Consider the following 25,641-nt stretch of genomic DNA (forward strand, 5'->3'; position numbering starts at 1 on the left):
TACGCATCTGTTGTTTTTTTATAAACACATTTACTATTTGAACCAAAAAATTTATAAGTCTAAATCTGCTATCAGGCGCAAATCAGACAGGAAATGGTTCGAGATTTGTACAGTCGCCACCACAAAACCACCTTTACATATAAGTAAAGGCTGGTTTTGTTTTTTGCGACACTTTTAGTGTCAGTAATTAAAATAGGTTACCTCATCCCGGTTAGTCAATTCAAGCAGATTTGCTAATAAACCACCGGATAACTCAAAATCTTTAGATACAATAACTGGGTAGTATTTTACATTATTATGTAAATATCGTACATCATATGCTTTACCTGTCTGGTTAGCTTTGGTAAACTAACAAAACCAAAATTATAAACACAGCTCTCCAACATCCGGAGGGGTTTAACAAAAAGGTTTATTAAGGCCATTGCTTACTTGGTTATTTAAGGTAATAACTAAGTAAATGCTATGAGGTTATTATAAGCCTTTTTGTGACTCCTAAATAATCAACCTGGTTATTGGAGCTATTTTTAAATGAATTATGGGTGAATTTACATTAGACCTGGAAATAGCGGCGCAAATGCCTTCCCGAAAAGATTGGCGAATTGGAACAATCGGTTCAGGAGCAATTGTAAGGGGGTGCCACCAGGTAGCTTACCGCAATGCCGGTTTTAACTCCTATGGTATTGCATCGGCCAACAGGGCAAACGCACAAGTAGTTGCAACCGAATTCAATATTCCCAATGTTTACGATTCATGGCAGCAATTAATACAAGATAAAAACATCGAGATCATTGATATCGCCGTTCCGCCCGATAAACAGCTGGAAATAGTGCGCGAGGCTGTAAAGCAGAACAGCCATATCAAAGGGATACTTTGCCAAAAACCTCTGGCCATGAACCTTGAGGAAGCCAACGAAATTGTTATCCTGTGCGAGCAGGCTGGTATTAAGTTGGCTGTTAACAGCAATATGCGGTATGATCAATCTATCCGTGCATTAAAAACCCTGCTCAACAATAATTACTTTGGCGATATAGTGCTGGCTACAATTGATATGCGGGCAATCCCGCACTGGCAGGAATTTTTAAAAAAATACGACCGCCTCGAAATGCTTAACATGGGCATCCATCATATAGATACATTCCGTTACCTGTTTGGCGATCCGGAGAAGGTAACGGCAATAACCAGGAGCGACCCGCGAACCAAATTTCATCACATTGATGGTATTACCCAATATACGTTTCAATATACAGGCGGATTAATGGCGACAAGTTTAGACGATGTTTGGGCATGGCAGGGAGAAGGAACTCAAAAAGATATGTACATCAGGTGGCGTGTTGAAGGTACAGAAGGGATGGCTATAGGCGAGATAGGTTGGCCCAAGTTTCCGGAAAAAGGCTTGAGCACATTAAAGTTCACCACCCGTAAATTTCCCAACCAATGGATCGAACCAACCTGGGATACCGTTTGGTTTCCGGATGCGTTTGAAGGGACTATGGCTTCATTGCTCTGCGCTGTTGAGGATGACAAACTACCCGCAATAAATGGCCGCGATAACCTGCACACCATGGCAACGCTTGATGCGCTTTATTTATCAATAAAAGAAGAAAGAACTGTAAAACTATCCGAAACACTACAAAACGTAAAATAACATAAGAGAAATGATATCAGTAGGCATTTTTAATGGATACTATCCATACACCCTGGAGGAAACCATCAGTAAAGTAAAAAAAGACGGTTTCAATTGCATTCAGCTTGATTTGAGTTTTAAAGATTTTGACCTGAACGACCCGCACACCTTACCGCAAACTCTTACTATCGAAAAAGCCCGTACCATACGTAATGCTTTTCGCGATGCCAATATCGAAATTGTAGCCATTTCGGGATATACCAATTTGATCTCTCCCGATCCCGAAAAAAAGCGAAAGAATATTGAATATGTTAAAACATTGCTCCAATTCGCACGCGAATTTGGCACCCCTTACGTGATAAGCGAAACCGGAACTTACGAGCCAAGTAGCGATTGGGTGTTTCACGAAAAAAATGCTACTGAACAAGCTTTCCAGGAAATTAAGGCCGTGATCAAAGAGCTGGCAGAATTTGCCTGGAACCACGATGCCGTATTTTTAGTTGAGAACTATGTAAACAACGTTGTTGGCAGTGTTGATCAATTACTAAGATTATTCCGCGAGGTTGATCACCCGGGGCTTGGCCTTTTGATGGATCCTACCAACTATTTTAACGGCGCTAATATCAAAAATGTTGATGCAGAGCTCTATCGCATATTTGATGCTTTGCAGGATAGGATAAAAATCGCCCATGCCAAAGATATTAAACAAGCCGAAAGCAGTGTAGAAAAGCACGCAGCTATTGATGCGGTAGAATCGCACACATTCCGTGGTGCTGGTGATGTAGAATTGCCGGCGGCGGGTTTGGGCGTGCTCAATTATGAATTGTATTTAAAACTGCTTTCTAAAAAGCACCCCAATATTCCAATTATAATTGAGCACCTGGACGAGGAGGATATTCCGCGCGCTAAACGATTTGTAGATGAAGCCTTAAAAGCAATTGGCGCCTAAATAACCTAACAGAATATTTACCTGAAATATTGAATACCATGAAAGACATGAAATTAAGCGCCGGGCAAAAGGCTGCATACGATAAAGATGGTTACCTTGTTGTAAAAAACTTTTTAACTAAAGAAGAAGTTGGGTTGCTATATGGCATTGCCACAGGCGATGATGTGCTGAAAAATAAAGCTTTCGATTTTAACGACCAAGCCGGAAAGCGTACTAAGCTTACCCTTTGGTTTACACCTGGTGATGATGCTTATGGTTTGTTAACACGTAGTGAAGCTTTGGTACAGTCGGTTCAGGATTTGCTTGGTGAGGGCGAAGTATGCCATTTTCACTCCAAGCTCATGCAAAAAGAGCCGCAGATAGGTGGCGCCTGGGAATGGCATCAGGATTATGGTTATTGGTACAAAAATGGCTTTTTGCTACCAGAAGCTCTGATAAGTGTAATGCTTGCCCTTACCGAAGCAACCGTTAAAAATGGGTGTTTACAGGTGTTAAAAGGCTCGCATAAAACCGGTCGCATCGAGCACAATTTTGCAGGTGAGCAGCAAGGGGCCGATATGGATTTTGTAAACGAAGCGCTTGGCCGATTTGAGCGCATACCTGTAGAATTAGAGCTTGGCGATCTGTTGTTCTTCCACCCAAATATCTTGCACATGTCAGAAGCTAATACATCCGATAAGCCTCGTTGGTCGATGATATCGGCCTATAATCTAAGCTACAATAAACCTTTTAGGGAAAAAAACCTGTCGTGTATTACACCGGTAAAAACTGTACCTAACAATGCTTTTGTATCCCACGGGGCAAAAGGCTTATCTGCAGATAGGGATTTTCTTCAAAAAGAAGATGAAATAACCCTTAAGGTGAAGTGATATTATAGATATTTAGACTGACACAATTGGAAATTAATTTTTTTTGCCCCAGGTGGGGAAATGAACAAATAAGCTGGGATTTGTTTTGCCGAAAAGTAAAGGATGAAGGCTATAACGGCGTGGAATACGGCATTCCGAATGATGTTACGGTGAAGGAGCTTGATGAGGCCTGGAATAATTTTGAAAAATATGATTTGGCAGTTATCCCGCAGCATTATGGTACTTATGATTCGCATTTTGAGAAACATTTTGATAACTATGCAGGCTGGCTCGATATGGTAAAGCCGTATAAGGCGCTCAAGATCGATTCGCAAACGGGTAAAGATTATTTCACTTTCGAGCAAAATAGAAAACTGGTAGAGCGGGCCGATGAGCATTCGCACGCATGCGGAGTGCAAGTACTTCACGAAACGCACCGCAATAAATTTACTTTCGCCGCCCATATTACCTTTGATTACCTGAGCCAGATACCCGGATTGCGTATTACCCTTGATGCATCGCACTGGGTTAACGTAGCCGAATCTTTCCTGGAAGACCAACCGGATGCAATGGATCTGGCAATTAAGCGCACCGAACATATACATGCCCGTGTTGGTTACCCCGAAGGCCCTCAAGTTCCAGACCCCGCAGCACCTGAATGGGCCGAAGCATTGCAGCATCATTTAAACTGGTGGGATAAAGTTATTGAACGCAAACGATCCGAAACCGACGCCCTGGTAACTATCACTCCCGAATTTGGCCCTTATCCGTATATGGTACACCTGCCTTACTCACAAACACCTATTTCCAACCAGTGGGCAAATAATGTTTACATGATGAATTTACTCAAAAAGCGGTATAGTAAACTTTGCAAATAGCAAAGAAAGCTCTACTAAGGTTAATTGGCGCAAATTGAGCCAATTAATTTATAAATTATATATGCTATTAAACGCAGATCATTGTATTTGACGTGTTTTTCTTCTTTTAGCATGATTAAAATAAGGTTTAATTAATTTTTAATCAATTTTTAATTATTGAAAATTTCTTTGCAGCAATAATCTAAATTATAATTCTCTACCAATTATTGCTTATGAACCTTACTATACTACGGGTAGTTGTAAAAAACGGCCTTTACCTTTTTGCTGCATTGTTTTTTTGTTTTCGTGCTGCGGCTCAAACCAATCTATCGTATGTTGACCCAACAATAGGGGGAGTAGGCCTTATCCTCGAACCAACACGGCCAACTATGCAAATACCCAATAGCATGGTCAGGGTATTCCCGTACAGAAAAGATCAGCTTGACGATCAGATCGGCTACTTTCCGTTAACTATCGCATCACATCGTCAGTCTAATTTGTTTGCAATAATGCCTTACAGCGGTGCCATTAGTAATGCCTTATGGGATACCGGTTTTACTTATGATAAAGAGAAAATAACACCATATTCTTACTACTCCACGCTTGAGGATAGTCGCACACAGATCCTTTTTTCGCCGGCTGCCCGTAGTGGTTATTTCAAGTTTATTTACAGTAATAGCCCAAGCCCCCACATCCGCCTGTCAGTGATTAACGATGGGCAAATAAATATTGTTGGGAAGCGTGTGGTTACAGGTATTGAAAACTTTAAAGGCATGAAAGCTTTTTTTTACGCTGAGCTTAACGCGGATATAACCAGTATTCAGTATAAAAATGGAACTGATAAAAAAGGCTTATTAGTAGGCTTTAGTAAAAAGGATACCGTTATAAGTTTTAAGTACGGTATTTCATTCATTAGTATTGATCAGGCTAAAGCTAATCTGGATAAAGAAATTCCCCTTTGGGATATAGAGGAGGTAAGCAATAAGGCAAGTATGGCCTGGCAAAAGGTACTATCGCAAATTAATGTTACCGGCGGTACTACGGCACAAAAAAAGGTTTTCTACACAGCGCTTTACCGTTGTTATGAACGTATGGTTGATATTAATGAATACGGGCAATATTACAGCGCTTATGATCACCAGGTGCACCGGTCGGATTCTGCCTTTTATGCCGATAACTGGATCTGGGATACTTATATAGCGCTTGAGCCTCTGCAAACCATTCTGAACCCGGAAATGGAAACTAATAAGATCAAATCATATATTACCATGTACGAGCAAAGCAGCTGGATACCATCATTTGGTTTGATATATGGCGATGCGGCTTTTATGACGGGTAACCACGCCGCCGCATGGATAGCCGATGCCTGGTTTAAAGGATTGCATGGTTTTGACTTAAATAAAGCCTACGCAGGGCTAAAAAAGAATTCGCTACAAGCTACATTGCTGCCCTGGCGAAATGGCGCCGCTACCGAGCTCGATTCATTTTATAATGCTAATGGATATATGCCGGCTTTGAAGCCTAAAGAAGCAGAAACGTTTACCGCCGTTGATAAATTTGAACGTAGGCAAGCTGTTTCGGTAACTTTAGAGAACAGTTATGATGACTGGTGTGTGGCACAATTAGCAGCCGCAGCAGGTAAAAGGGACGACGAACAGTTGTTTTTGAAACGGGCCGAAAACTATAAAAATGTATTCCGTACCGACAAAGGGTTTATGTGGCCACGGGATAACAAGGGGAAATGGATAGAACCTTTTAACCCTAAACTAGCCGGTGGACAAGGTGGACGCGATTACTTTACCGAAAACAATGCTTACACCTACAACTGGGATGTTAAGCACGACCTGAAAAATCTATTTACATTAATGGGAGGTAGGGATAAAGCGCAGGCTAAACTGGATGATTTGTTCAGAGCCGATATAGGCGCTAATAAATATACCCTGTGGTATTCGTTTCCGGATGCTACGGGTTTGGTTGGCCAGTTTGTAATGGGTAATGAGCCGAGTTTTCATATTCCATATTTATACAATTACTTAGGCGCGCCATGGAAAACCCAAAAACGTATTCGTATGTTATTAGATACCTGGTATACCGATAACCTTTTCGGCATGCCGGGCGATGAAGATGGCGGCGGCATGTCGGCTTTCGTTGTGTTTTCGATGATGGGCTTTTTTCCGGTAACTCCGGGTATTCCTAATTATAATATTGGTAGCCCGGTATTCAATACCATCAACATCAAATTATCTAACGGTAAAACGTTTAGCATAAATGCTCACAATAACTCTAATGATAATAAATACATCCAGCAGGCTAAATTAAACGGAACGGTTTTAAACAAACCATGGTTCACTCACCAGGATCTGATAAACGGCGGCCAACTCGATTTTATAATGAGTGATACACCGAACAAAACCTGGGGGAGCAACGAGGCAGACTCACCGCCTTCATCTATTCTTTTTAAACCTTGAACAAAAACCTGATCATAAATACGCTATTCAACTACAGCACGGCAAGCAATATTAATGAGCTTGTTTTTAAAAACGGAATGGATTATATAATAACAATTCTTAATATTGAGGAAGCAATCAATTAAGATCTATTTACTATATTGGGGTATTCTGATAATTACAGGCTGTTATGAAGTGTATGGGACATAGAACTGTTATTTCTTATTTCTTTTTTTTATTTACATTTTATTCACAACAAGCCTACTCACAAAATTATGGTCTCCGTTTCTTAGGTCAGGATATTGCAGTGCAGGATAACCGCACCTCACTTGATCTTAGTCCCGATAATCCGCTATGTTTTAAACAGGATTTTGAACTGTCTTTTAAGATTAACTTTTTTAGCAATAGCAAGGCGTATTTTGGTTACATTATTCGCATTATTGATAATCATTCGCAGAATATCGACCTCATGATCTATGATCAGGAAGGTACACGATCAAAGGATTTCAAGATCATCATTGGTGAAAAATTTTCGGGTATATCTTTTAGGTTAGATAGCAATCAGCTTTTTAACCAATGGAATACATTTAAATTACGCTTTGATAAAGCCCATAACAGTTTAATATTTTACGCCAATAACAAGGTATTGGTTGAAAAAAATGCCGGTATTACTAATGCTGATTGCTTTAAAATGTTGTTTGGCGCTAATCACTATAATAAGTTTAAAACAATTGACCTGCCTGCCATGCGTATCAAAGATATCCGGATAGCAGAAGGAGGCAAACCCACCCATTTATGGCCACTTGATGAAGTTAGAGGAAATACAGCTACAGATGTGATCCAAAAAGTAAAAGCAAACGCTACAAACCCCAGGTGGATCAGATCTATGCATTATAACTGGGAGCAAACAAATAGTTTTTTGGTAAACGGCAATGCAAGTGTGGGCTTTAACCCCAAAACCGAGAGCTTATATATTATAAGTAGCAACGCACTATATACTTATTCGGTATTAAGTAATGGTTTGCAAACAACAGATTATAAAAGTGGCGAATATACCTTACTACAAGGCAACCAATCAATATACGATACGCTAACAAATAAGCTGATCAACTTGAATATTGATAAAAAGAAGATAGCCTCATTTAATTTTACCACTAAAAAATGGGATGATAAATTTGGTGAAAACGAGCGGATCACGAAATATTGGCACGCTAATAAATTTATATCTGATGTTGACAGATCACTGTATATATTGGGTGGCTATGGCGAACTGAAGTATAAAAACCTGTTGCAGAGATATGATTTTGCCAGCAAAGCATGGGCTGTATTGCCGGTTGATAGTAATGCCTATAGGCCACGTTATCTGGCTGCACTTGGTGTAAGCCCACACACTGGCAATACTTATATTGTTGGTGGCTATGGTAGTTTATCCGGTTCGCAAATGCTTAACCCAAGTAACTATTACGATCTGGTAAAGTTTAATGTTAGGGACAATACTTTCAAGGTAATGTATAAGTTTAAATACCCTGAAAATGATTTTACATTTGCTAACTCGTTGATTATTAATCAAAAATCAAATGAGTTTTATGGCCTTATATTTCCTAATCAAAAGTTTAATTCTCACCTGCAACTTATCAAAGGTTCGTTAACTACACCTGATTATCAGCTTGTAGGGAATAAGATACCGTACCAGTTTTATGATATCCGTTCTTTTGCCGATCTGTATTATTGTCCGGCAAGCAAAAAACTGCTTGCTGTAACGTTATATCGAAAAACCGATAAGCAAACCGAAGTAAAAATATATACCATAGATTTTCCGCCTAATATGCTGAATGCCGAACCAGAGAAAGCTGCCGTAAGCGAGCGTTCGGTCGGTTATGCCTATTATGGTATTGTGGTAATTGTATTGTTAGGTGGTTTGTATCTTATCCGCCTCTTGTTTAAAAATAAATCAGGGAAGGCATCTAAACCCATTTCTCCAGTTATTGTACCGGCATCCGGAATATTAAAAGAAGAAACGCCTGATATCAAGTCCGTTAATTTAATGAACGATGAGCGCGAAGATAAGGGGCTGGCTCAAAAAAACTCTATTTTTCTGTTTGGTAACCTACAAGTATTTGATGCCGAAGCCAACAATATATCCCGTTTGTTTACACCGGTGCCTAAAGAACTTTTTTTACTTATTCTTATTTACAGCATCAGGCGAAAAACGGGCGTGTCTTCCGAAAAATTGAACGAGATATTATGGTTCGATAAATCAAAAAAAGATGCTTTAAATAATCGCTCGGTTAATATTGCCCGGTTAAAAACGATACTCGAAAAAATTGACTTCTGTCAGCTATCGAAAACCACAGGTTATTGGAAAATTGAGATCGACTATAGTAAGGTACATGTTGATTATCAGGAATACTTAGATATTGTGAGCACCAAACAGGTACTTGATAAAGAAAAAATAGAACGGCTTTTTGCCCTTATTCAACGTGGTTCTATTTTATTGGATACCGATTATGAATGGCTCGACGAATTTAAAACCGAGGTAACCAACGAAATTATAGATAGACTGCTGTTGTTTGCAAGATCAGTTGATATGGCGGGCGATCCTGAAATTCTGATCCAGACAACCAACCATATTTTTCACTTCGACCCGGTTAATGAGGATGCGATGCAAATTCAATGTAAGGTGTTGGCCTCGTTAGGCAAGCACTCGGTGTCAAAGCATGTTTATGAGAAATTTTGTAAAGAATATAAGAGCATTTATAACGAAGACTACAATAAATCTTTTAATTCTATTATTGAATAAGCCCGGTGTTTAAATAAATGTTGGTTTAAAAACTGCATTACTATTATTACGGTAGTTTATTCAAATACACTGCCCATGTGTACCCTGTTTCTGCCTATTACCAAAAATGGCATGTGTTTTTATTAAGTAGTTTTTCATTTTTAATTCTATAATACCTCCTTTTTAGGCTATTTCTGATAAAATTTGGAAGCTTTTTCGATTTTATCAGCCTGTAATCTTTTTTTAATTTTTTTTTAATTGCTCTCCGTTTGATTTGTGATACCAATTTATTATTAACCAAACTTATGTTCAGTATCATGAAGAAACTTTCTTATTCACTTTCTTATTTTTTGTTGCGGTACGCTAATTTATCAAGTGCCGGTTAAGGCATGTTAGTACGCGCCTGATTAAACCAAGTATTGTATAGTGATGGGTACCTCCATTCATTTACAAACAACACCAATTATGTAACCGATTGACCTGATCTGAGAGACAGGTTTTTTAAAATTTTATTGTTTAAAGCTAAATTATGAAAAGATCTCTACCCGGAGAACCCGAGGTGTATTCCTTTAAGTTGAAGCGTATCCTCATGACTTTGCTTTTGCTCACAACCATTTGCTCCTTTACTAAAGCAGGCGCATACACTTTTAAATTGCAGCAAAGTACCGAAGTTTCAGGACGTATAACTGATAGATATGGAAAAGCCCTTGTAGATGTTAACGTGCAAAACCTAACCGCACAAAAAGCTACCATAACCAGTATTGATGGCCAATATAAAATTGATGCCAATAAAGGCGATACCTTGGTTTTAACATTAAAAGGATTTGCAACACAACAATTTATTATTGCCGATAAATTTGAATTGAATGTGGTTATGAACGAAGCCAGATCTGCATTGGATACTAACTACAATGTTTTATACCAATCGCAAAAAAGAGCATTATCGGTTCAGGCAGTAAGCCAGATAGGTAGTGAAGAACTTCAAAAAAGCACGTCGCCATCTTTCAATGGTTTATTAGCTGGTAGGATAGCGGGATTGTATTCATCACAATTAACCGGAGAGCCAGGTAATGATAACGTGACATTATCACTTCGTGGTGTATCGCCTTTGGTTTTGATAGATGGTGTTCCGCAAAACTTTACCTATATCAACCCCGAAATGGTTGAATCGGTAACGGTATTAAAAGATGCTTTATCTACCGCTATGTTGGGTATCCGTGGAAGTGGCGGCGCTATCCAGATCACTACAAAACGCGGTGCCGAAGGGCCGCAACGTATTTCGTTTACTGCAACATCAGGCGTGCAGCAAGCCATCAAAAGGCCACAGTTTCTTAACGCTTATAATTATGCATCGTTGTATAACGAAGCTTTGGTTAACGATGGTAAGGCCCCTGTATATACGCAACAGGACCTTGACCTTTACAAAAACGGTACAGATCCATTAGGTCATCCGGATATTGACTGGCAAAACCAGGTGCTTAACAAGCAATCGCCATATCAACGTTACGATCTTGCCATTACCGGCGGACGTAAAGCGGCACGTTATTTTGTTAACCTGGATTACATGAACCAGGAGGGCCCTTTTAAAACCGAATCGTTCAATACCTACAATACCAACAGTGGTTTACAACGGTACACATTAAGCTCAAATATTGATATCGACTTTAATAAGTACCTATCAACCAGCTTACACCTTTACGGGCAAATACTAAACGGTAACGATCCCGGCGCTACGGCGGTAAGTATTTTTAGTAATCTAATAGCTACACCTAACGGCGCTTATCCGGTTAAAAATCCTGACGGATCGTTGGCAGGTACAGAAGATTATCAATCAAATATTTACGGCCAAACTGTTCTTACCGGTTACCGCCCTTATACAAGCTCAAACTTTAATGTCGATCTTTCTTTAAAAGGCAACCTTGATCCGGTTTTAAAAGGCTTATGGGTTAAAGGCTTAGCTGCCCTATCGAACAAATTGTTGGAGAGTATCAATCGTAGCAAATCGCCACTTGTATATCAATTGTCTGGCGTAAATACCACGGGGCAAAACGTGTACTCGCAATATGGCACCATTTCCGACCAGGTAAATACAACAGCTTACAGCGGACGCCAGCGGTTGTTTTATACAGAGTTATCTGCCGGTTACAGCTACAAAATGAAAAATAGTGGTATTGATGCTTTGGTGCTTACCAGTGATGATAGTCGTATGATTGATGATCAATTGGTATCAAACCTTGTAGGCGTATCAGGCAGATTATCATACAACTACAAAGAAAAATACCTGGCCGAAGTTGCTGTTGGATATAATGGCAGCGAACGTTATCCTGAAAATCATCGCTATGGATTTTTTCCGGCTGTAGGTTTAGGTTGGGTGATATCTAAAGAAGATTTTTTAAAGTCAACCACTTGGCTTAATAATTTAAAGCTGCGGGCATCTTACGGTAAAACCGGAAATTCTAATGCCGGGTACTTTGATTATAATCAATATTACGAAACAGGCACGGCTTACAACTTTGGTAATACCAGCAGTTCGGCCCCGGCAATAAGGCGTAGCGACATAGCTAACGCCGACCTGAGTTGGGAAAAAGCCAATAAACTTAATATTGGTATTGATGCAACTTTATTCAATAACACATTATCGGTTACTGCCGAATACTACAATAACAAGTATTACGACCTATTACTAACACCCGGCTATGCCACTGCTGTAGCGGGGTTCACCTACCCGCTAAAAAACATAGGTGTTAACCGCAACACTGGTTTTGAATTGCAGTTGATGTACCAAAATAAAGCGGGCAGCTTTAATTACTTTATCGCGCCAAATATTGCCTTCTCGCAATCGAAAGTTATTTTCCAGGATGAGGTTTATCGCCCTTATGCTTACATGCTACGTACAGGTATGCCGGTTGGCCAACAGTTTGGTTACATCGCTGATGGCCTTTTCCAATCTAACGCCGAAGCCAAATCAAGCCCGGTACCTGTTGGTGCAAACCCAATTGCAGGTGATATTAAATACCGCGATTTAAATGGCGATGGTAAAATTGACCAAAATGATCAAACCGCTATTGGCAGCACATCACCAATAGTGTTTTATGGCTTGTACCTGGGTTTTAACGTTAAGGGGTTTGACTTAAGCGCACTTTTACAAGGCGTAGAGAACCGCAACCTAATGCTAACCGGCAATACGCAATGGGAATTTCAAGCTAATGGCAGAGGGCAGGCTTATGCAAATAATCTAAACCGGTGGACGCCTCAAACTGCCGCGACTGCAACTTATCCAAGGGTATCTATAGGTGCTAATTACAACAACCAGCAAACCTCATCATACTGGTTGCATTCCGGCGATTATATGAGGCTTAAAAATGTGGAGATAGGTTACACCTTACCGGTATTACTTACCAAAAAAGTTGGTTTGGCATCATTCAGAATATTTGTGAACGGTACCAATATACTAACCCGCTCTGATGTGAAAAACGTTGATCCGGAAGGATATGACCTGAGTTTGTACCCGGTTCAAAAAACGTTCATAGCAGGTGTTAATGTTAAATTTTAATGTAGCGATAATGAAAAAAATAATCTATATCATATTATTCTTCACCTTGTTTGTAGCAGCGTGCAAAAAGGGTTTGGAAACCGAACCGCTTGATCTTTTAACTGAAGACAGGATATTTGACCCTGTAGATACCAGTGGAACTTATGCGCAACAATACTTAAACGATATTTATGCCAATTTACCAACCGGCTTTAATCGTATTGGTGGTAATTTGCTTGATGCCGCTACAGACGACGCGATTCCATCTCAGGATGGTACCAGTATCGAAAACTTAGGAAAGGGCCAGATCAACAGTGGCACCAATCCGGATGATGCCTGGAGTAAAAATTATACCAGCATTCAAAAGGTTAACCTGTTTCTGTCAAAAATAGATATTGTTCCACGCGATGTGGCTACCAAAACACTTTGGAAAGCCGATGCCAGGTTTTTAAGGGTGCTATCGTACTTTGAATTACTAAAACGTTACGGCGGTGTGCCTTTAGTTGGCGATTCTGTTTTTAAAGCTACCGATAACATCCAGATAAAGCGTAACACCTTTGAAGAGTGTGTGAACTATATTGTAAAAGAATGTGATGCTATTAAAACCATTGAACGCCCTGACCCGGTATCATCTTCCGATTGGGGGCGCATATCAAGGGGCATTGTTTATACGCTTAGAGCTAAAGTATTATTATATGCCGCCAGCCCATTATTTAACGGTGGTAGCGGATCATCAAATGGTTTGCAAGGTTACCCCGCTTACGATAAAGAACGCTGGAACTTAGCCGTGCAAGCCGCCAAAGATGTAATAAACCTGAATGTATATGGACTGGAAACCAGTTATACTACAATATTTACAACACGCCGCAGCGCGCTTGCTAAACCAGAAGTAATATTGGCCTACCTACGGGCAGTAACAACCGATGTTGAAGCCAATAATGGCCCTATTGGTTTTACCAACGCCGCCGAAGGCGACGGAAAAACCAGCCCAACGCAAGATCTGGTAGATGCTTTCCCCATGTTAAATGGAAAGGCTATTACTGATGCTACTTCGGGTTACAACGCAGCCGCGCCATACACCGGTCGTGACAAGCGATTGGATAATACGGTGCTGTACAATGGGGTAACATGGTTGAGTAAACCCTTAGAAACTTTTGTAGGGGGTATCAGCAATCCTACCCGTAATGTGGTTAAAACTAAAACGGGTTACTACATGCGTAAGTTTATGGCCGATTTTTCTGCCGCGACGCAATATGCTAATAAGGATCACAACTTTGTGATATTTAGATATGCCGATGTAATGCTAATGAACGCCGAGGCCCTTAACGAATACAACGCCAGCCCAACTGCCGAAGTTTACCAGGTTTTAAAGGATATACGCAAACGTGCAGGTATTACTGTTGGTACCGATGGCTTGTACGGCCTTAAAGCTAATATGACACAGTTAGAAATGCGTGATGCTATTCGGAATGAGCGCCGTATAGAAATGGCCTTTGAAGAGCAACGCTTTTGGGATCTGCGCCGTTGGAAAATTGCCGAAACGGCATTAAACAAAAGTTTATCTGGTATGAAGATCACCAAAACAGGTACCGTGTTTACTTACGAAACAGTAGTTGCCGGACAAGTAATATTCCCCACAAGGATGTATTTATATCCTATACCATACAGCGAGTTATCAAAAAATAGAAGCCTTATTCAAAACAGCGGTTGGTAATAAAAAAACTAAAAATGAAAAAACTTTTATCCATAATTATAATACTATCCATGTGCGTGCTTACCGCTGTTGCACAGCAGAATACTACGATACAAGGTGTTGTAAGCGACAAGAGCGGCCCGCTTCCGGGTGCTGTTATTATTGAGAAGGACGTACCCGGCAATGGTACGTCAGCAAACATCGATGGTAAATTTACATTGACCTTTAAAGGTAAAAGCCATATTATTACTGTCCGTTCGGTAGGTTACACCAGCCAGGATATCAAGGTGGTGGGTACCGGTGTTCAAAATATAAAACTACAGGAAGATATTAAGGGACTTGAAGAGGTTGTAATTGTTGGTTACGGCACACAAAAAAAGATAACCAATACAGGCGCCATCAGTTCAATTACTGGTGATGAGATCAGGCAGAGCCCATCGGCCAGTATTCAGAATACTTTAATGGGCCGGTTACCTGGCGTAGTTACCCAACAACAGTCTGGCCGCCCAGGTCAGGATGGAGCGCTTATCCGCATACGCGGACTTTCAACATTTGTTGGTGACGGAGATGCCAGTAGCGGGATACCCCTTGTAGTGGTTGATGATATTGAATTCAGAGGCGCTTTAAGTGATATTGATCCCGATCAGGTTGAAAGTCTTACCATATTAAAGGATGCAGCTACCACAGCGGTTTATGGTGTAAAAGGTGCCAATGGCGTAATTGTAATTACAACCCGCAGAGGCAAATTGGGCAAGCCTTCTGTTACTGTTAAAACGGAAACCGCCTTGCAATCGCCCGTTATTAAGCCTAAGTATCTGGATTCTTACCAAACGGTGCTATTGCGTAATCAATCTGTTATTAACGATAATCCGGCGGCTACACCTATATGGAATGCGGCGGATGTGGAAGCTTTTAGAACAGGAGCCGACCCATACGGGCATCCCAATGTTGATTGGTATAAAGAGTTGATTCGTCCATCATCGTTACAAAGCAGAACCAATTTGAATATTTCGGGCGGCGTAGATAAGGTAAAATACTTTATATCGGCTGGCTATTTATGGCAAAACGGCTTGATCAAAGATTTTAGCAGTAACACATCCGAGGTAAACTCAAATTACTACTATAAAAGGTACAATTTCCGGTCTAATTTAGATATACAGGCCACTAAAACATTAAGTTTAAGTTTAGATGCTACCGGTACCTTTGGCGAAGAAAATCAACCTAACATAGTTGGGCGCGGTGGCTACAATAGTATATTTTACGAATTGGCAGATTACCAGGCACTTCCGCCATATGCTTATGCCATTTACAATCCTAATGTCAGTTATGGTGCGCCATTGCCAAAGAGCCAACTATCGTCGCAAGGAACAAATATAGTTGGCCGTTTAGGTTTGGGTGGCTATCTGCGCAGCTTTAGTAACGAATTATCCATTAACTTAAAAGGCAAGCAGGTATTAGATGTTATTACCAAAGGCTTATCTGTAAGAGGTACCTTAGCTTACAATAACATTAACTCGTTTACACGGAACCTTACCCGTACAGATTTTCCTTCTTATCAATACGATGCAGCAACGGATACTTACAGAGCATTAACACCGGGCTTATACCGTTTACCAAAACTTGTGCTGGCTTACTCAAACGCGGGGATGATAAAGCGTATTAACTTACAGGGTTCAATAAATTACGACCGCACATTTAATACTCATCACGTTTACGCTTTGGCTTTGTATAATCAATACACCAATAGCCAGGGTTCCGGTACTCCCGAAAACTTCCGTGGTTTTACCGGCCGTGTGGGGTATGATTATAAACAGAAATACTTGTTTGAGTTAAATGCCGCATATAACGGTACCGACCGTTTCCAGGCAAGTAAACGTTATGGCTTTTTCCCGGCAGCTTCCATTGGCTATAATTTGGCCGAGGAGCCCTTCTTTAAAAACACCTTTAAGTTTATTAACGTGTTTAAATTAAGAGGTTCATACGGTTTGGTGGGTAGCGATAAGGTAGGTAGCGCGTTTGCATATGTTTATAAGCAAATTTATACCACTAACGGTACTTATTCGCTGGGCGATGTTAGCCGTAATGTTACCAATATTGCCGAAGGTCAGTTACCTAACGAGGATGTACGATGGGAAAAAGAAAAATCAACCGACGTAGGTTTGGATGCGACCATGTTTGGCGGTCACATTAACCTCACGGCAGATTATTTTTATAAATACAGGTACGATATTTTAACTACCCGCGAAGGGGTGTCAACAGTTATTGGCGCTGCCTTGCCGCCTGTAAATTTAGGTATTGTTGATAACAGAGGTTATGAGGTAAGTTTAACTTATAAAGGTAGTGCCAAAGGATTAACATATTCTGTAAATGGAAATATCTCTGTAGCAAAAAACAAGATCATATTTAGGGATGAAGCTGCCCCGGCTTATCCATGGCTGGCTAAAACAGGAGGGGCCATTGGCCGTGTTAATGGCTATATTTTTGACGGCTTTTATACCGATGCCGCTGATATAGCTAACAGCGCACAACCGGTTACAGGTGTAATTAAGCCCGGCGATATTAAATATAAAGACTTAAATGCTGATGGTATAATTGATGCCAATGATACGCGTGTGTTAGATTACTCCAACATTCCGAACACTATTTATGGCTTTAACGCTTCTTTATCTTACAAAAATTTCAGCCTGAGCGTAACCTTACAGGCTGCTACAAATTTCACCTTTAACTCTGGCGGCGATTTTGCGTCAAGAGGTGGTAACTATCGCGAAGTTAATTTGGATACATGGTCGCCTACTAATCAAAATCCATCGTTACCACGCCTAAGTGATATCAGTACAAATAATGACCCTAGCGTATCTTTCTCAAATTTTTGGTCAAAACGGCTTGATTATCTCAGGCTAAAGAATGTTGAGCTTAGCTACCGTTTAAAAACTAAATGGCTTGGCAGGGCCGGTATTAATGATATACGTTTTTATGGAAACGGATACAACCTGTTTACCTGGATGCTAAAGGATAAAAACATTTATGATATTGATCCTGAAACGGCATCTACAGCTGGTCCAGCAGGGTATTATCCACAGCAAAAGATCTACAATTTTGGTTTACAATTATCTTTTTAATTTAAAACGATGAGAAATTTAGCATTCATTTTTTTAGCCATGTTATTTATAACTGGCATATACTCTTGTAAAAAGAGTGGCGACCTGTTGGATGCCAAGATCAACACTGAGTTGAACGAAGAAACTGTTTTTTCGGACAGTACGCGTACCATGGGCTTCTTGTTCAATATTTATACCGATATGGCCTTTAGCTTTACCTATTCGCGTTGGAACACCGCGAGCGGTACACCAGGCTTATCCGAAGCTTGCGACGAATCTGTTCACCGTTTAAGCTCCGCTAAACAAAGGTGGATCATTGTGGCCCTGGGTTCGGTAAACGCTTCTGATGGAACCCCATATTTAAACGAGTGGACAACATCTTACAAGAATATCAGAAAGGTTAATTTATATATGCAGAAAGTGAATGGCGCTCCCTTATCTGCTGGTTTAAAAAAACAATCTGCCGCCGAAGCCCGCTTTTTGAGGGCGTGGTACTATTCTATACTGTTACGGAATTTTGGAGGTGTACCCATTGTTAGAGATACCGTTTATCAAATTGCCGATCAGATAGATGGCCCCCGGAACTCTTACGAAGAATGTGTGAACTACATAATAGGCGAATGTGATGCTGCCGCTAATGATCTGCCCTTATCTTACGATGCTTTAAATTATGGCCGGGTTACCAAGGGCGCATGTTTAGCCCTTAAAAGCAGGGTTTTATTGGCCGCCGCCAGTCCGTTATTTAATGGAGGTAATTACGGTACTAATGATGCCCAAAAAAGGGTAGTTGGGTATTCATCATACGATGTTAACCGATGGACGCTGGCTGCCAAAGCTGCACAAGATTTGATAGACTTAAATGTTTACAGTTTATATGAAGATAACGTAACTGCGCCAGGCTATGGCTTTTCAAGAGTTTTTCTGATGCGAAAAAACTCGGAATTTATTTTAGAGAAGATGGACGTAGCCAACAAAACAATGGAACAGGCATTTGGCACACCGAGTACGGGTTCAACCACAACCAACGCCGTGCCTTCACAAAATTTAACCGAAGCTTTTGGTATGATCAACGGGAAACCTATTACCGATGCAACTTCAGGTTTTGTTGATCAGGATCCTTATAAAAATCGCGACCCACGTTTTAATTATACTATTATGTATAACGGTACACCCTGGTACACCAGTAAAACCGGAACTAAAACGCCTATCAATACCACTTATCTGGCGCCGTTAGATGGTTATGGAATAAATACTTACCATACAGGATACTTTTTCCGCAAAATGCTGGATGATAATACCGCTTTTAATGGCGGCCCTAACACTGAACGGTGTCGTGGGATAATCCGGTATGCAGAAATACTGTTGAATTATGCCGAAGCGATTAACGAAACTGGTCAAACACAACTGGCTTATCCTAAATTAATACAGATACGTAAACGTGCCGGTATTTTGCCGGGAAGCGATGGCCTGTATGGCTTAAAAGCAAATATGAGTGTTGATGAAATGCGCAAGGTTATTATGAACGAAAGGCAAGTTGAGCTAGCTGTAGAAGATCACCGTTTTTGGGATGTACGCCGCTGGAAGACCGCGCCTGCCAATCAAAATGTAATTATTAATGGTATGAAGATAACCAAGGTTGGGACAACTTTTAAATATGAAATATTACCCATACCTCAAAATCCACAGCACGTGTTTTTTGATAGGATGTATCTTTTCCCTATTCATCAATCGCAATTAGGCAGTAATCCTAATTTGATTCAAAACCCCGGCTATTAATGTTTAAAAATGCCATTACATATCTAATTACCGTTATCGGTATTATCGGGCTTCCTGCCGGCGCTTTGGCTTTGCAGGAAGCCGATACGGTTAATATAACGCATGCACCGGCGCTAAAACTCATCAATAAAAAAGATGATGGTTTTAGGGGGATATGGTACAGCATTGGTAAAACTAACACGGTTTATAAGATAAAGTATGGCGGCGGCTTAGGGACTTATCCGGCCAACCATTATCCTTTCTCCGTTTACGTAGCTAAAGTCAACAAAACTTTTTTTTGTTATGGCGGAACAGACAAGACGGGAAAAATGCTATACCACGAAATCTCCTATTTTGATCATAATACCGGCTTAGTTGCCCAGCCTACTATTTTGCTGGATAAGTTAACAGACGATGCCCACGATAACCCGGTGATACAAGTTGACAAGCAAGGTTATATCTGGATCTTTTCCACTTCACACGGTATCCAACGCCCATCCTGTATCAGTCGTAGTATTAAGCCTTATAATATTGATAGTTTTAAAATCGTGCCGACAACAAAAATAGAGGACGGAAAGAAAGTACCACTCAATAATTTTTCATATCTGCAAATTCATTACAGCGCAACAACAGGTTTTATTGGACTGTTTACACACTACGAAGTGCGCGAACTAAAGTTCGGTAAAAAGAATTGTAGAATTACGGCCTATATGACAAGCAAGGATGGTATCAGTTGGTCGCCATGGAATGACCTGGCTAAAATTGAAGAAGGGCAATATCAATCCAGTTCGAAATGGAAAAATAGGGTAGGCACCGCATTTAATTACCATCCAAATGTGAAAACTGGCGCCGGCTTAGACCATAGGACCAATTTATATTACTTGTATACCGATGACAATGGTAAAACCTGGCGCGATGCAGCAGGGCGGGTGCAACAATTGCCCTTAACAACTATCGGTAACCAAGCCCTTGTGCGTAATTATGCTGCTTTAGACTCTACTGTTTATATTAACGATGTGAACTTTGATCACAGGGGTAACCCTGTGATTATGTACCTCACCAGCACCGGGCCGGAACCAGGACCTGAAAGCGGCCCGAAAAAATGGTTTACTGCAAGGTGGACCGGCAAAAAATGGCTGATATTACCAGTTACTATATCTGATAATAATTACGATATGGGTTCTTTATATATCGAGGCCGACGGCACCTGGCGAATTATTGCACCTACAGCTAATGGTCCGCAGGCATATAACACAGGTGGCGAAATAGTTGCCTGGATAAGCAATGACAGGGGACTTAGTTGGAAAATGGAAAAACAACTGACAGTACATAGCGCAAAAAATCAGTCCTATCCGCGCAGGCCAGTAAACGCTCACCCCGGCTTTTATGCTTTTTGGGCCGATGGCAATGGCCGTGAGTTTTCAACTTCGGATTTCTATTTTTCTAACAAGGCAGGAGATGTTTTTCGGTTGCCCAATCATATTGATGCCACAATGGGCAGGCCCATCTTAATTAAATAATCAAATATCTTAAATGAATTTTAAGCAAGCTATATTAAACGATTTATACGAAGCGCAACAAGTACTGGCTGATTTTATCGATGTAGATGAAAATATCGAGTTAATAGCACAAGCCGCTGCCTTAATGTCCGGCGCTATTAAAAACGGCAATAAAATAATTAGCTGCGGCAATGGTGGTTCGCATTGCGATGCGATGCACTTTGCTGAGGAACTTACCGGCCGCTACCGTAACAACAGGGAACCGCTGGCAGCTATCGCGATATCCGATCCATCGTACCTGTCGTGCGTTGGTAACGATTTTGGTTACGAGCAGGTGTTCAGTCGCTTTATAACAGGCTTAGGTAAACCGGGCGATGTGTTATTGGCTATCAGCACCAGTGGGCAGTCAGAGAGTATTGTAAACGCTATTATCGCTGCAAAGCAAAAAGGGGTAACTACGGTGATACTCACCGGTAAAGACGGCGGAAAACTCAAGGGTATGGGCGATATAGAAATTTGCATAAACCACTTTGGCTATGCCGATCGCATTCAGGAGATGCATATCAAAATTATTCATATCATGATAATGCTGATAGAAAAGCAATTAGGTTTTGACCAACTATCGTAGTATGGCAGACAATCAACATTTGATAGGAATAGATATTGGCGGCACAAAATGCGCGGTTGTTTTAGGTAAATATAATGGGGAAGAGATCAATATTATCAATAAAATAACTTTCCCAACCCAAATAGCAAAAGGGCCTGAATATATCCTGAATGAAATTAAGGCTGCTGTTCATGATCTGATCAAAGATATTTCTAAATCGGCTATAGCCGGAATAGGTATCAGTTGTGGCGGACCATTGAACAGTAAAACAGGCACCATTCTATCGCCGCCTAATTTAATTGGTTGGGACAGCATTAAAGTAGTTGAACTATTTGAAAAGGAGTTTGGTATCAAAACCTATTTGCAAAACGATGCCAATGCCTGCGCCCTGGCCGAGTGGCGTTTTGGTGCCGGGCGGGGATTAGAAAACGTGATCTTTTTAACCTTCGGTACAGGCATGGGAGCGGGCCTGATATTAAATGGCAAACTTTACAGCGGAACCAATGATATGGCCGGCGAAGTAGGGCATATCCGTATGGCGGGCTTTGGCCCGGTTGGGTATGGAAAGGCTGGCTCTTTCGAGGGTTTTTGTAGTGGGGGCGGTATCAGGCAACTGGCTATAACCAAAGCTTTGGAAAGATTGCAAATGGGTGAGTTGGTAAGTTTTTGCAATAATATTAATGATCTGGAAAGTATCACAGCAAAAACTGTATCCGATGCCGCTTTCGCGGGAGATGAATTGGCTAAAAGTATCTATGAAATAAGCGGCGAATATTTAGGTAAGGGCCTCGCGATAATGATAGATATGCTGAACCCGGAGGCCATCATTATTGGCAGTATTTTTACCCGCAGCCGCGATCTGTTATGGCCGGCCGCCGAGAGGGTGATCAAAGCCGAAAGCCTGAGCTATAGTAATGCCGTTTGTAAAATACTCCCCGCACAACTTGACGAATACATTGGCGATTATGCAGCTCTTGCGGTCGCCCTAAATAATTGAATATATGGCAACACCAATAACATCAACCATAACAATTGATGAGCAACCAACTACCGATAAACGGTACGGCTTTTCGTTCGCCGTAATAACCATCCTGTTTTTTATGTGGGGATTTATGACCGTTTTGAATGATATCCTGATCCCTTATCTCAAAAAGCTTTTTGTATTGAACTATCTTGAGGCAACTTTGGTTCAGTTCGTTTTTTTTGGCGCGTACTTCATCGGTTCGTTGGTTTACTTTTTAGCTTCGCTTTACATAGGCGATCTGATAGCCAAAATAGGTTACAAAAATGGCATCATCAGCGGGTTATTGTTATCCGCGTTCGGCTGTTTCCTGTTCTTTCCGGCAGCAGCCTACCAGGTTTATGGCCTGTTTTTAGCCGCTTTGTTTTGTTTGGGTTTAGGTTTTACCATGCTGCAAATTGCCGCTAACCCGTATGTAGCTATTTTGGGTAAACCCGAGGGGGCGTCAAGCAGGCTAAATTTGGCGCAGGGTTTTAATTCGGTAGGTACAACCATCGCGCCCATAATTGGTGCGCAATTGATATTTGGTAGTATTCATACCGAACAATTAGGAACCAATATTCTTCAAAAAATGTACGTGCTGTTCGCTTTAGTATTTGTGGTTATGGCAATCATCATCAAAATAATAAAACTGCCCGAGTTTAAAGGCGATGATACTATAGAACGCAACGCCGGAGCATTACGTTACCCCAATTTAGTAATGGGCGTAATAGCCATATTTATGTACGTAGGCGGCGAAGTAAGCGTAGGTAGCTTGATGATAAACTATTTAAAGCTCCCCAAAATTGCTGGTTTGAGCGAGCACGCGGCCAGTCATTATCTCGCGTTTTATTGGGGTGGGGTAATGATAGGTCGGTTTTTAGGTGCCATATCTTTAAGCGAAGGGCTATCGGCAACCAAACGTTATTCGCTAATGTTGTTTACGGCTTTATTATCACTCGTCATTATCGGTTTAGTTTCCGATTGGAATACGGCAGCTATCTACACCATAATTTTAGCTGTAAACCTGACGGCTTTTTATTGGGGACGCTCGTTACCCGCTTTAACATTGGGCATATTTTCCATCATTATTGCCGCTTTAATATTGGTTGCCGTTACAGGTAGCGGGCCGGTGGCTATGTGGAGCTTGATAGGTGTTGGCTTATTTAACTCCATTATGTGGTCCAATATTTTTACGCTGGCCATAAAAGGTTTGGGTAAGTATACAGGGCAAGGTTCGTCACTGTTAATTATGGCCATTTTGGGTGCCGCGGTTGTTCCGGTTATTCAGGGCGCTGTGGCCGATAGGGCTGGTTTGCAAATTTCTTTTTTGGTTACGTTTTGCTGCTACCTGTACCTAATATACTATGGTTTTGTGGGTTACAAAGAACGAACTAAACCGACTTATGATTAACCTGATATTATTCTGTATTCATTACCACATTAATCTTTTTTTAACTTTTTTGTAAGTGAACACACCGTATTTGGTGCTACCAATTATTACCGAAATTATACCTGTATGAGATTATTTACTATCGTACTACTTTCCATTTGCTCATTAACCACCTTTGCCCAGGATTATAACATTAAAACCTTTGGCGCTAAAGCGGATGATAAAACATTAAACACTGTCGCCATCCAAAAAGCTATTGATCAATGCAGCAAAACCGGTGGGCGGGTTATAATCCCGGAAGGTACATTCCTATCCGGAACTTTATATTTAAAAGATAATGTGAATTTACACCTGATGGCTGGCGCTCTATTAAAAGGAAGTACACAGTTTAAAGATTACCCGGATAATGCTGTGCCGGGCAGTTCAAAAACCAACCATGCCTTTTTATATGCCTTTAATGTTAACCGCATTGCCATAACGGGGCAGGGCACTATTAATGGCAATGGCCAGTCTGCCGAGTTTCAATTGGGAGATGATAGTGGGCCAAAGGGCAATGGCGGTCGCCCGGTATTGGTACTGATGAAAGGCTGCAAGTATGTTGATGTGATGGATGTGCGTTTAGAAAACTCCGCCTTTTGGATGCAGAACTATGTGGATTGCGAAAATCTGCATGTTAAAGGCATCACCGTTTATAACCATGTTAATTTTAATAATGATGGTATTGATATAGACAGTAAAAACGTACTGATTGAAGATTGTATAATCGACTCAGACGATGACGCCCTATGTTTAAAAAGCCATGACGCCGACCGCACCTGCGAGAACGTGACCATCCGTAACTGTGTGATCTCATCCAACTGTAACGGTATCAAATTCGGTACGGCATCTTTGGGTGGTTTCAGAAATATCAATATCAGTAATGTGAGAATCCATAATGCACCGGTTGACAGGATCAGGCATTGGTTGGAGAATATGAAATTTATCGGTCAAGCCAAAACTGTGATCTCGGGTATCGCTATCGAAAATGTTGACGGTGGTATAACGGATAACATCAACATCAGCAATATTTACATGCAGGATGTGCAAACACCAATTTTTATTAAACTGGGTAACCGGGGTTCAACTTTGAAACCGGCTGCAAAAAATCCGGGCCATTTACGTAATGTAACCATAAGCAACGTAACTGCCGAAAGCTACAGCAAAATGACATCGCACATTACCGGTTTACCAGGATATGATGTGGAGAACGTTCAGCTCAATAATATCCGCATTAACTCGATGGGTACAGGCACCAAAGATGATGCGCAGATCAAGTTGCCTGAAAATGTAACCACCTACCCCGAAAACCGGATGTTTGGCTACATAATACCCGCGGGCGGTTTATTTGCGCGCCACGTGACCGGCCTTGTAGTTCAAAATTGCAGCTGGACAACCCGTGCTAAAGACGAACGCCCGGTTGTGATACTGGACGATGTTAAACAATCATCGCTCACCCTGTTACGCGCCGAAGGTTTCGACGATGTAAAAGATCTGATCAAGAGAGTAAACTGATTTGCTGAT

General features: G+C 41.0%; 15 protein-coding genes. All 15 read left to right on the plus strand.

The window, feature by feature from the left end:
- Positions 1-535: 535 nt before the first annotated feature.
- The 15 genes from ABIN91_RS00100 to ABIN91_RS00170 all read left to right on the plus strand — a co-directional run bounded on the left by ABIN91_RS00100 (position 536) and on the right by ABIN91_RS00170 (position 25,632).
- The gene (locus ABIN91_RS00100) at positions 536-1,645 is read left to right on the plus strand and encodes a Gfo/Idh/MocA family oxidoreductase (RefSeq protein WP_348047139.1); all 1,110 of its coding nucleotides are present in this window, start codon (positions 536-538) and stop codon (positions 1,643-1,645) included.
- Between the two features lie 10 nt (positions 1,646-1,655).
- Positions 1,656-2,573 carry a sugar phosphate isomerase/epimerase gene (locus ABIN91_RS00105; protein WP_348047141.1) on the plus strand — a complete coding sequence of 306 codons (918 nt, stop codon included), beginning with the start codon at positions 1,656-1,658 and terminating at the stop codon, positions 2,571-2,573.
- Positions 2,574-2,611: 38 nt separating this feature from the next.
- Positions 2,612-3,442 (plus strand): phytanoyl-CoA dioxygenase family protein, encoded by an 831-nt coding sequence (locus ABIN91_RS00110; RefSeq protein ID WP_348047143.1) that lies wholly within the window; start codon positions 2,612-2,614, stop codon positions 3,440-3,442.
- Positions 3,443-3,468: 26 nt separating this feature from the next.
- Positions 3,469-4,299, plus strand: a complete 831-nt coding sequence (locus tag ABIN91_RS00115) for a sugar phosphate isomerase/epimerase (RefSeq protein WP_348047145.1) — start codon at positions 3,469-3,471, stop codon at positions 4,297-4,299.
- Between the two features lie 212 nt (positions 4,300-4,511).
- On the plus strand, positions 4,512-6,746 hold the full coding sequence (locus ABIN91_RS00120; RefSeq protein WP_348047147.1) for a GH92 family glycosyl hydrolase: 2,235 nt from the start codon (positions 4,512-4,514) through the stop codon (positions 6,744-6,746).
- Between the two features lie 178 nt (positions 6,747-6,924).
- Entirely contained in the window at positions 6,925-9,525 is a 2,601-nt protein-coding gene (locus tag ABIN91_RS00125; RefSeq protein WP_348047149.1) for a galactose oxidase, read from the plus strand.
- Between the two features lie 508 nt (positions 9,526-10,033).
- Positions 10,034-13,057: a TonB-dependent receptor gene (locus ABIN91_RS00130; RefSeq protein WP_348047151.1), complete on the plus strand. Its 3,024-nt coding sequence runs from the start codon at positions 10,034-10,036 to the stop codon at positions 13,055-13,057.
- 10 nt (positions 13,058-13,067) lie between these two features.
- Positions 13,068-14,750 carry a RagB/SusD family nutrient uptake outer membrane protein gene (locus ABIN91_RS00135; protein ID WP_348047153.1) on the plus strand — a complete coding sequence of 561 codons (1,683 nt, stop codon included), beginning with the start codon at positions 13,068-13,070 and terminating at the stop codon, positions 14,748-14,750.
- A gap of 14 nt (positions 14,751-14,764) precedes the next feature.
- A complete protein-coding gene (locus ABIN91_RS00140) occupies positions 14,765-17,848 on the plus strand; it encodes a TonB-dependent receptor (RefSeq protein ID WP_348047155.1) in 3,084 nt (1,027 codons plus the stop codon).
- 9 nt (positions 17,849-17,857) lie between these two features.
- Complete coding sequence (locus tag ABIN91_RS00145) at positions 17,858-19,603, plus strand: RagB/SusD family nutrient uptake outer membrane protein (protein WP_348047157.1); 1,746 nt, start codon at positions 17,858-17,860, stop codon at positions 19,601-19,603.
- On the plus strand, positions 19,603-21,102 hold the full coding sequence (locus ABIN91_RS00150) for a BNR-4 repeat-containing protein (RefSeq protein WP_348047159.1): 1,500 nt from the start codon (positions 19,603-19,605) through the stop codon (positions 21,100-21,102). Before ABIN91_RS00145 ends, ABIN91_RS00150 begins: the two co-directional genes overlap by 1 nt.
- A gap of 13 nt (positions 21,103-21,115) precedes the next feature.
- Positions 21,116-21,709, plus strand: a complete 594-nt coding sequence (gene lpcA / locus ABIN91_RS00155) for a D-sedoheptulose 7-phosphate isomerase (protein ID WP_348047161.1) — start codon at positions 21,116-21,118, stop codon at positions 21,707-21,709.
- Position 21,710: 1 nt separating this feature from the next.
- Positions 21,711-22,685 carry an ROK family protein gene (locus tag ABIN91_RS00160; protein WP_348047163.1) on the plus strand — a complete coding sequence of 325 codons (975 nt, stop codon included), beginning with the start codon at positions 21,711-21,713 and terminating at the stop codon, positions 22,683-22,685.
- Positions 22,686-22,689: 4 nt separating this feature from the next.
- Positions 22,690-24,102: a sugar MFS transporter gene (locus tag ABIN91_RS00165; protein WP_348047164.1), complete on the plus strand. Its 1,413-nt coding sequence runs from the start codon at positions 22,690-22,692 to the stop codon at positions 24,100-24,102.
- A gap of 105 nt (positions 24,103-24,207) precedes the next feature.
- Positions 24,208-25,632, plus strand: a complete 1,425-nt coding sequence (locus tag ABIN91_RS00170) for a glycosyl hydrolase family 28 protein (protein ID WP_348047165.1) — start codon at positions 24,208-24,210, stop codon at positions 25,630-25,632.
- Positions 25,633-25,641 lie beyond the last annotated feature (9 nt).

Source organism: Mucilaginibacter sp. (genome assembly GCF_039921305.1).
GTDB lineage: Bacteria > Bacteroidota > Bacteroidia > Sphingobacteriales > Sphingobacteriaceae > Mucilaginibacter.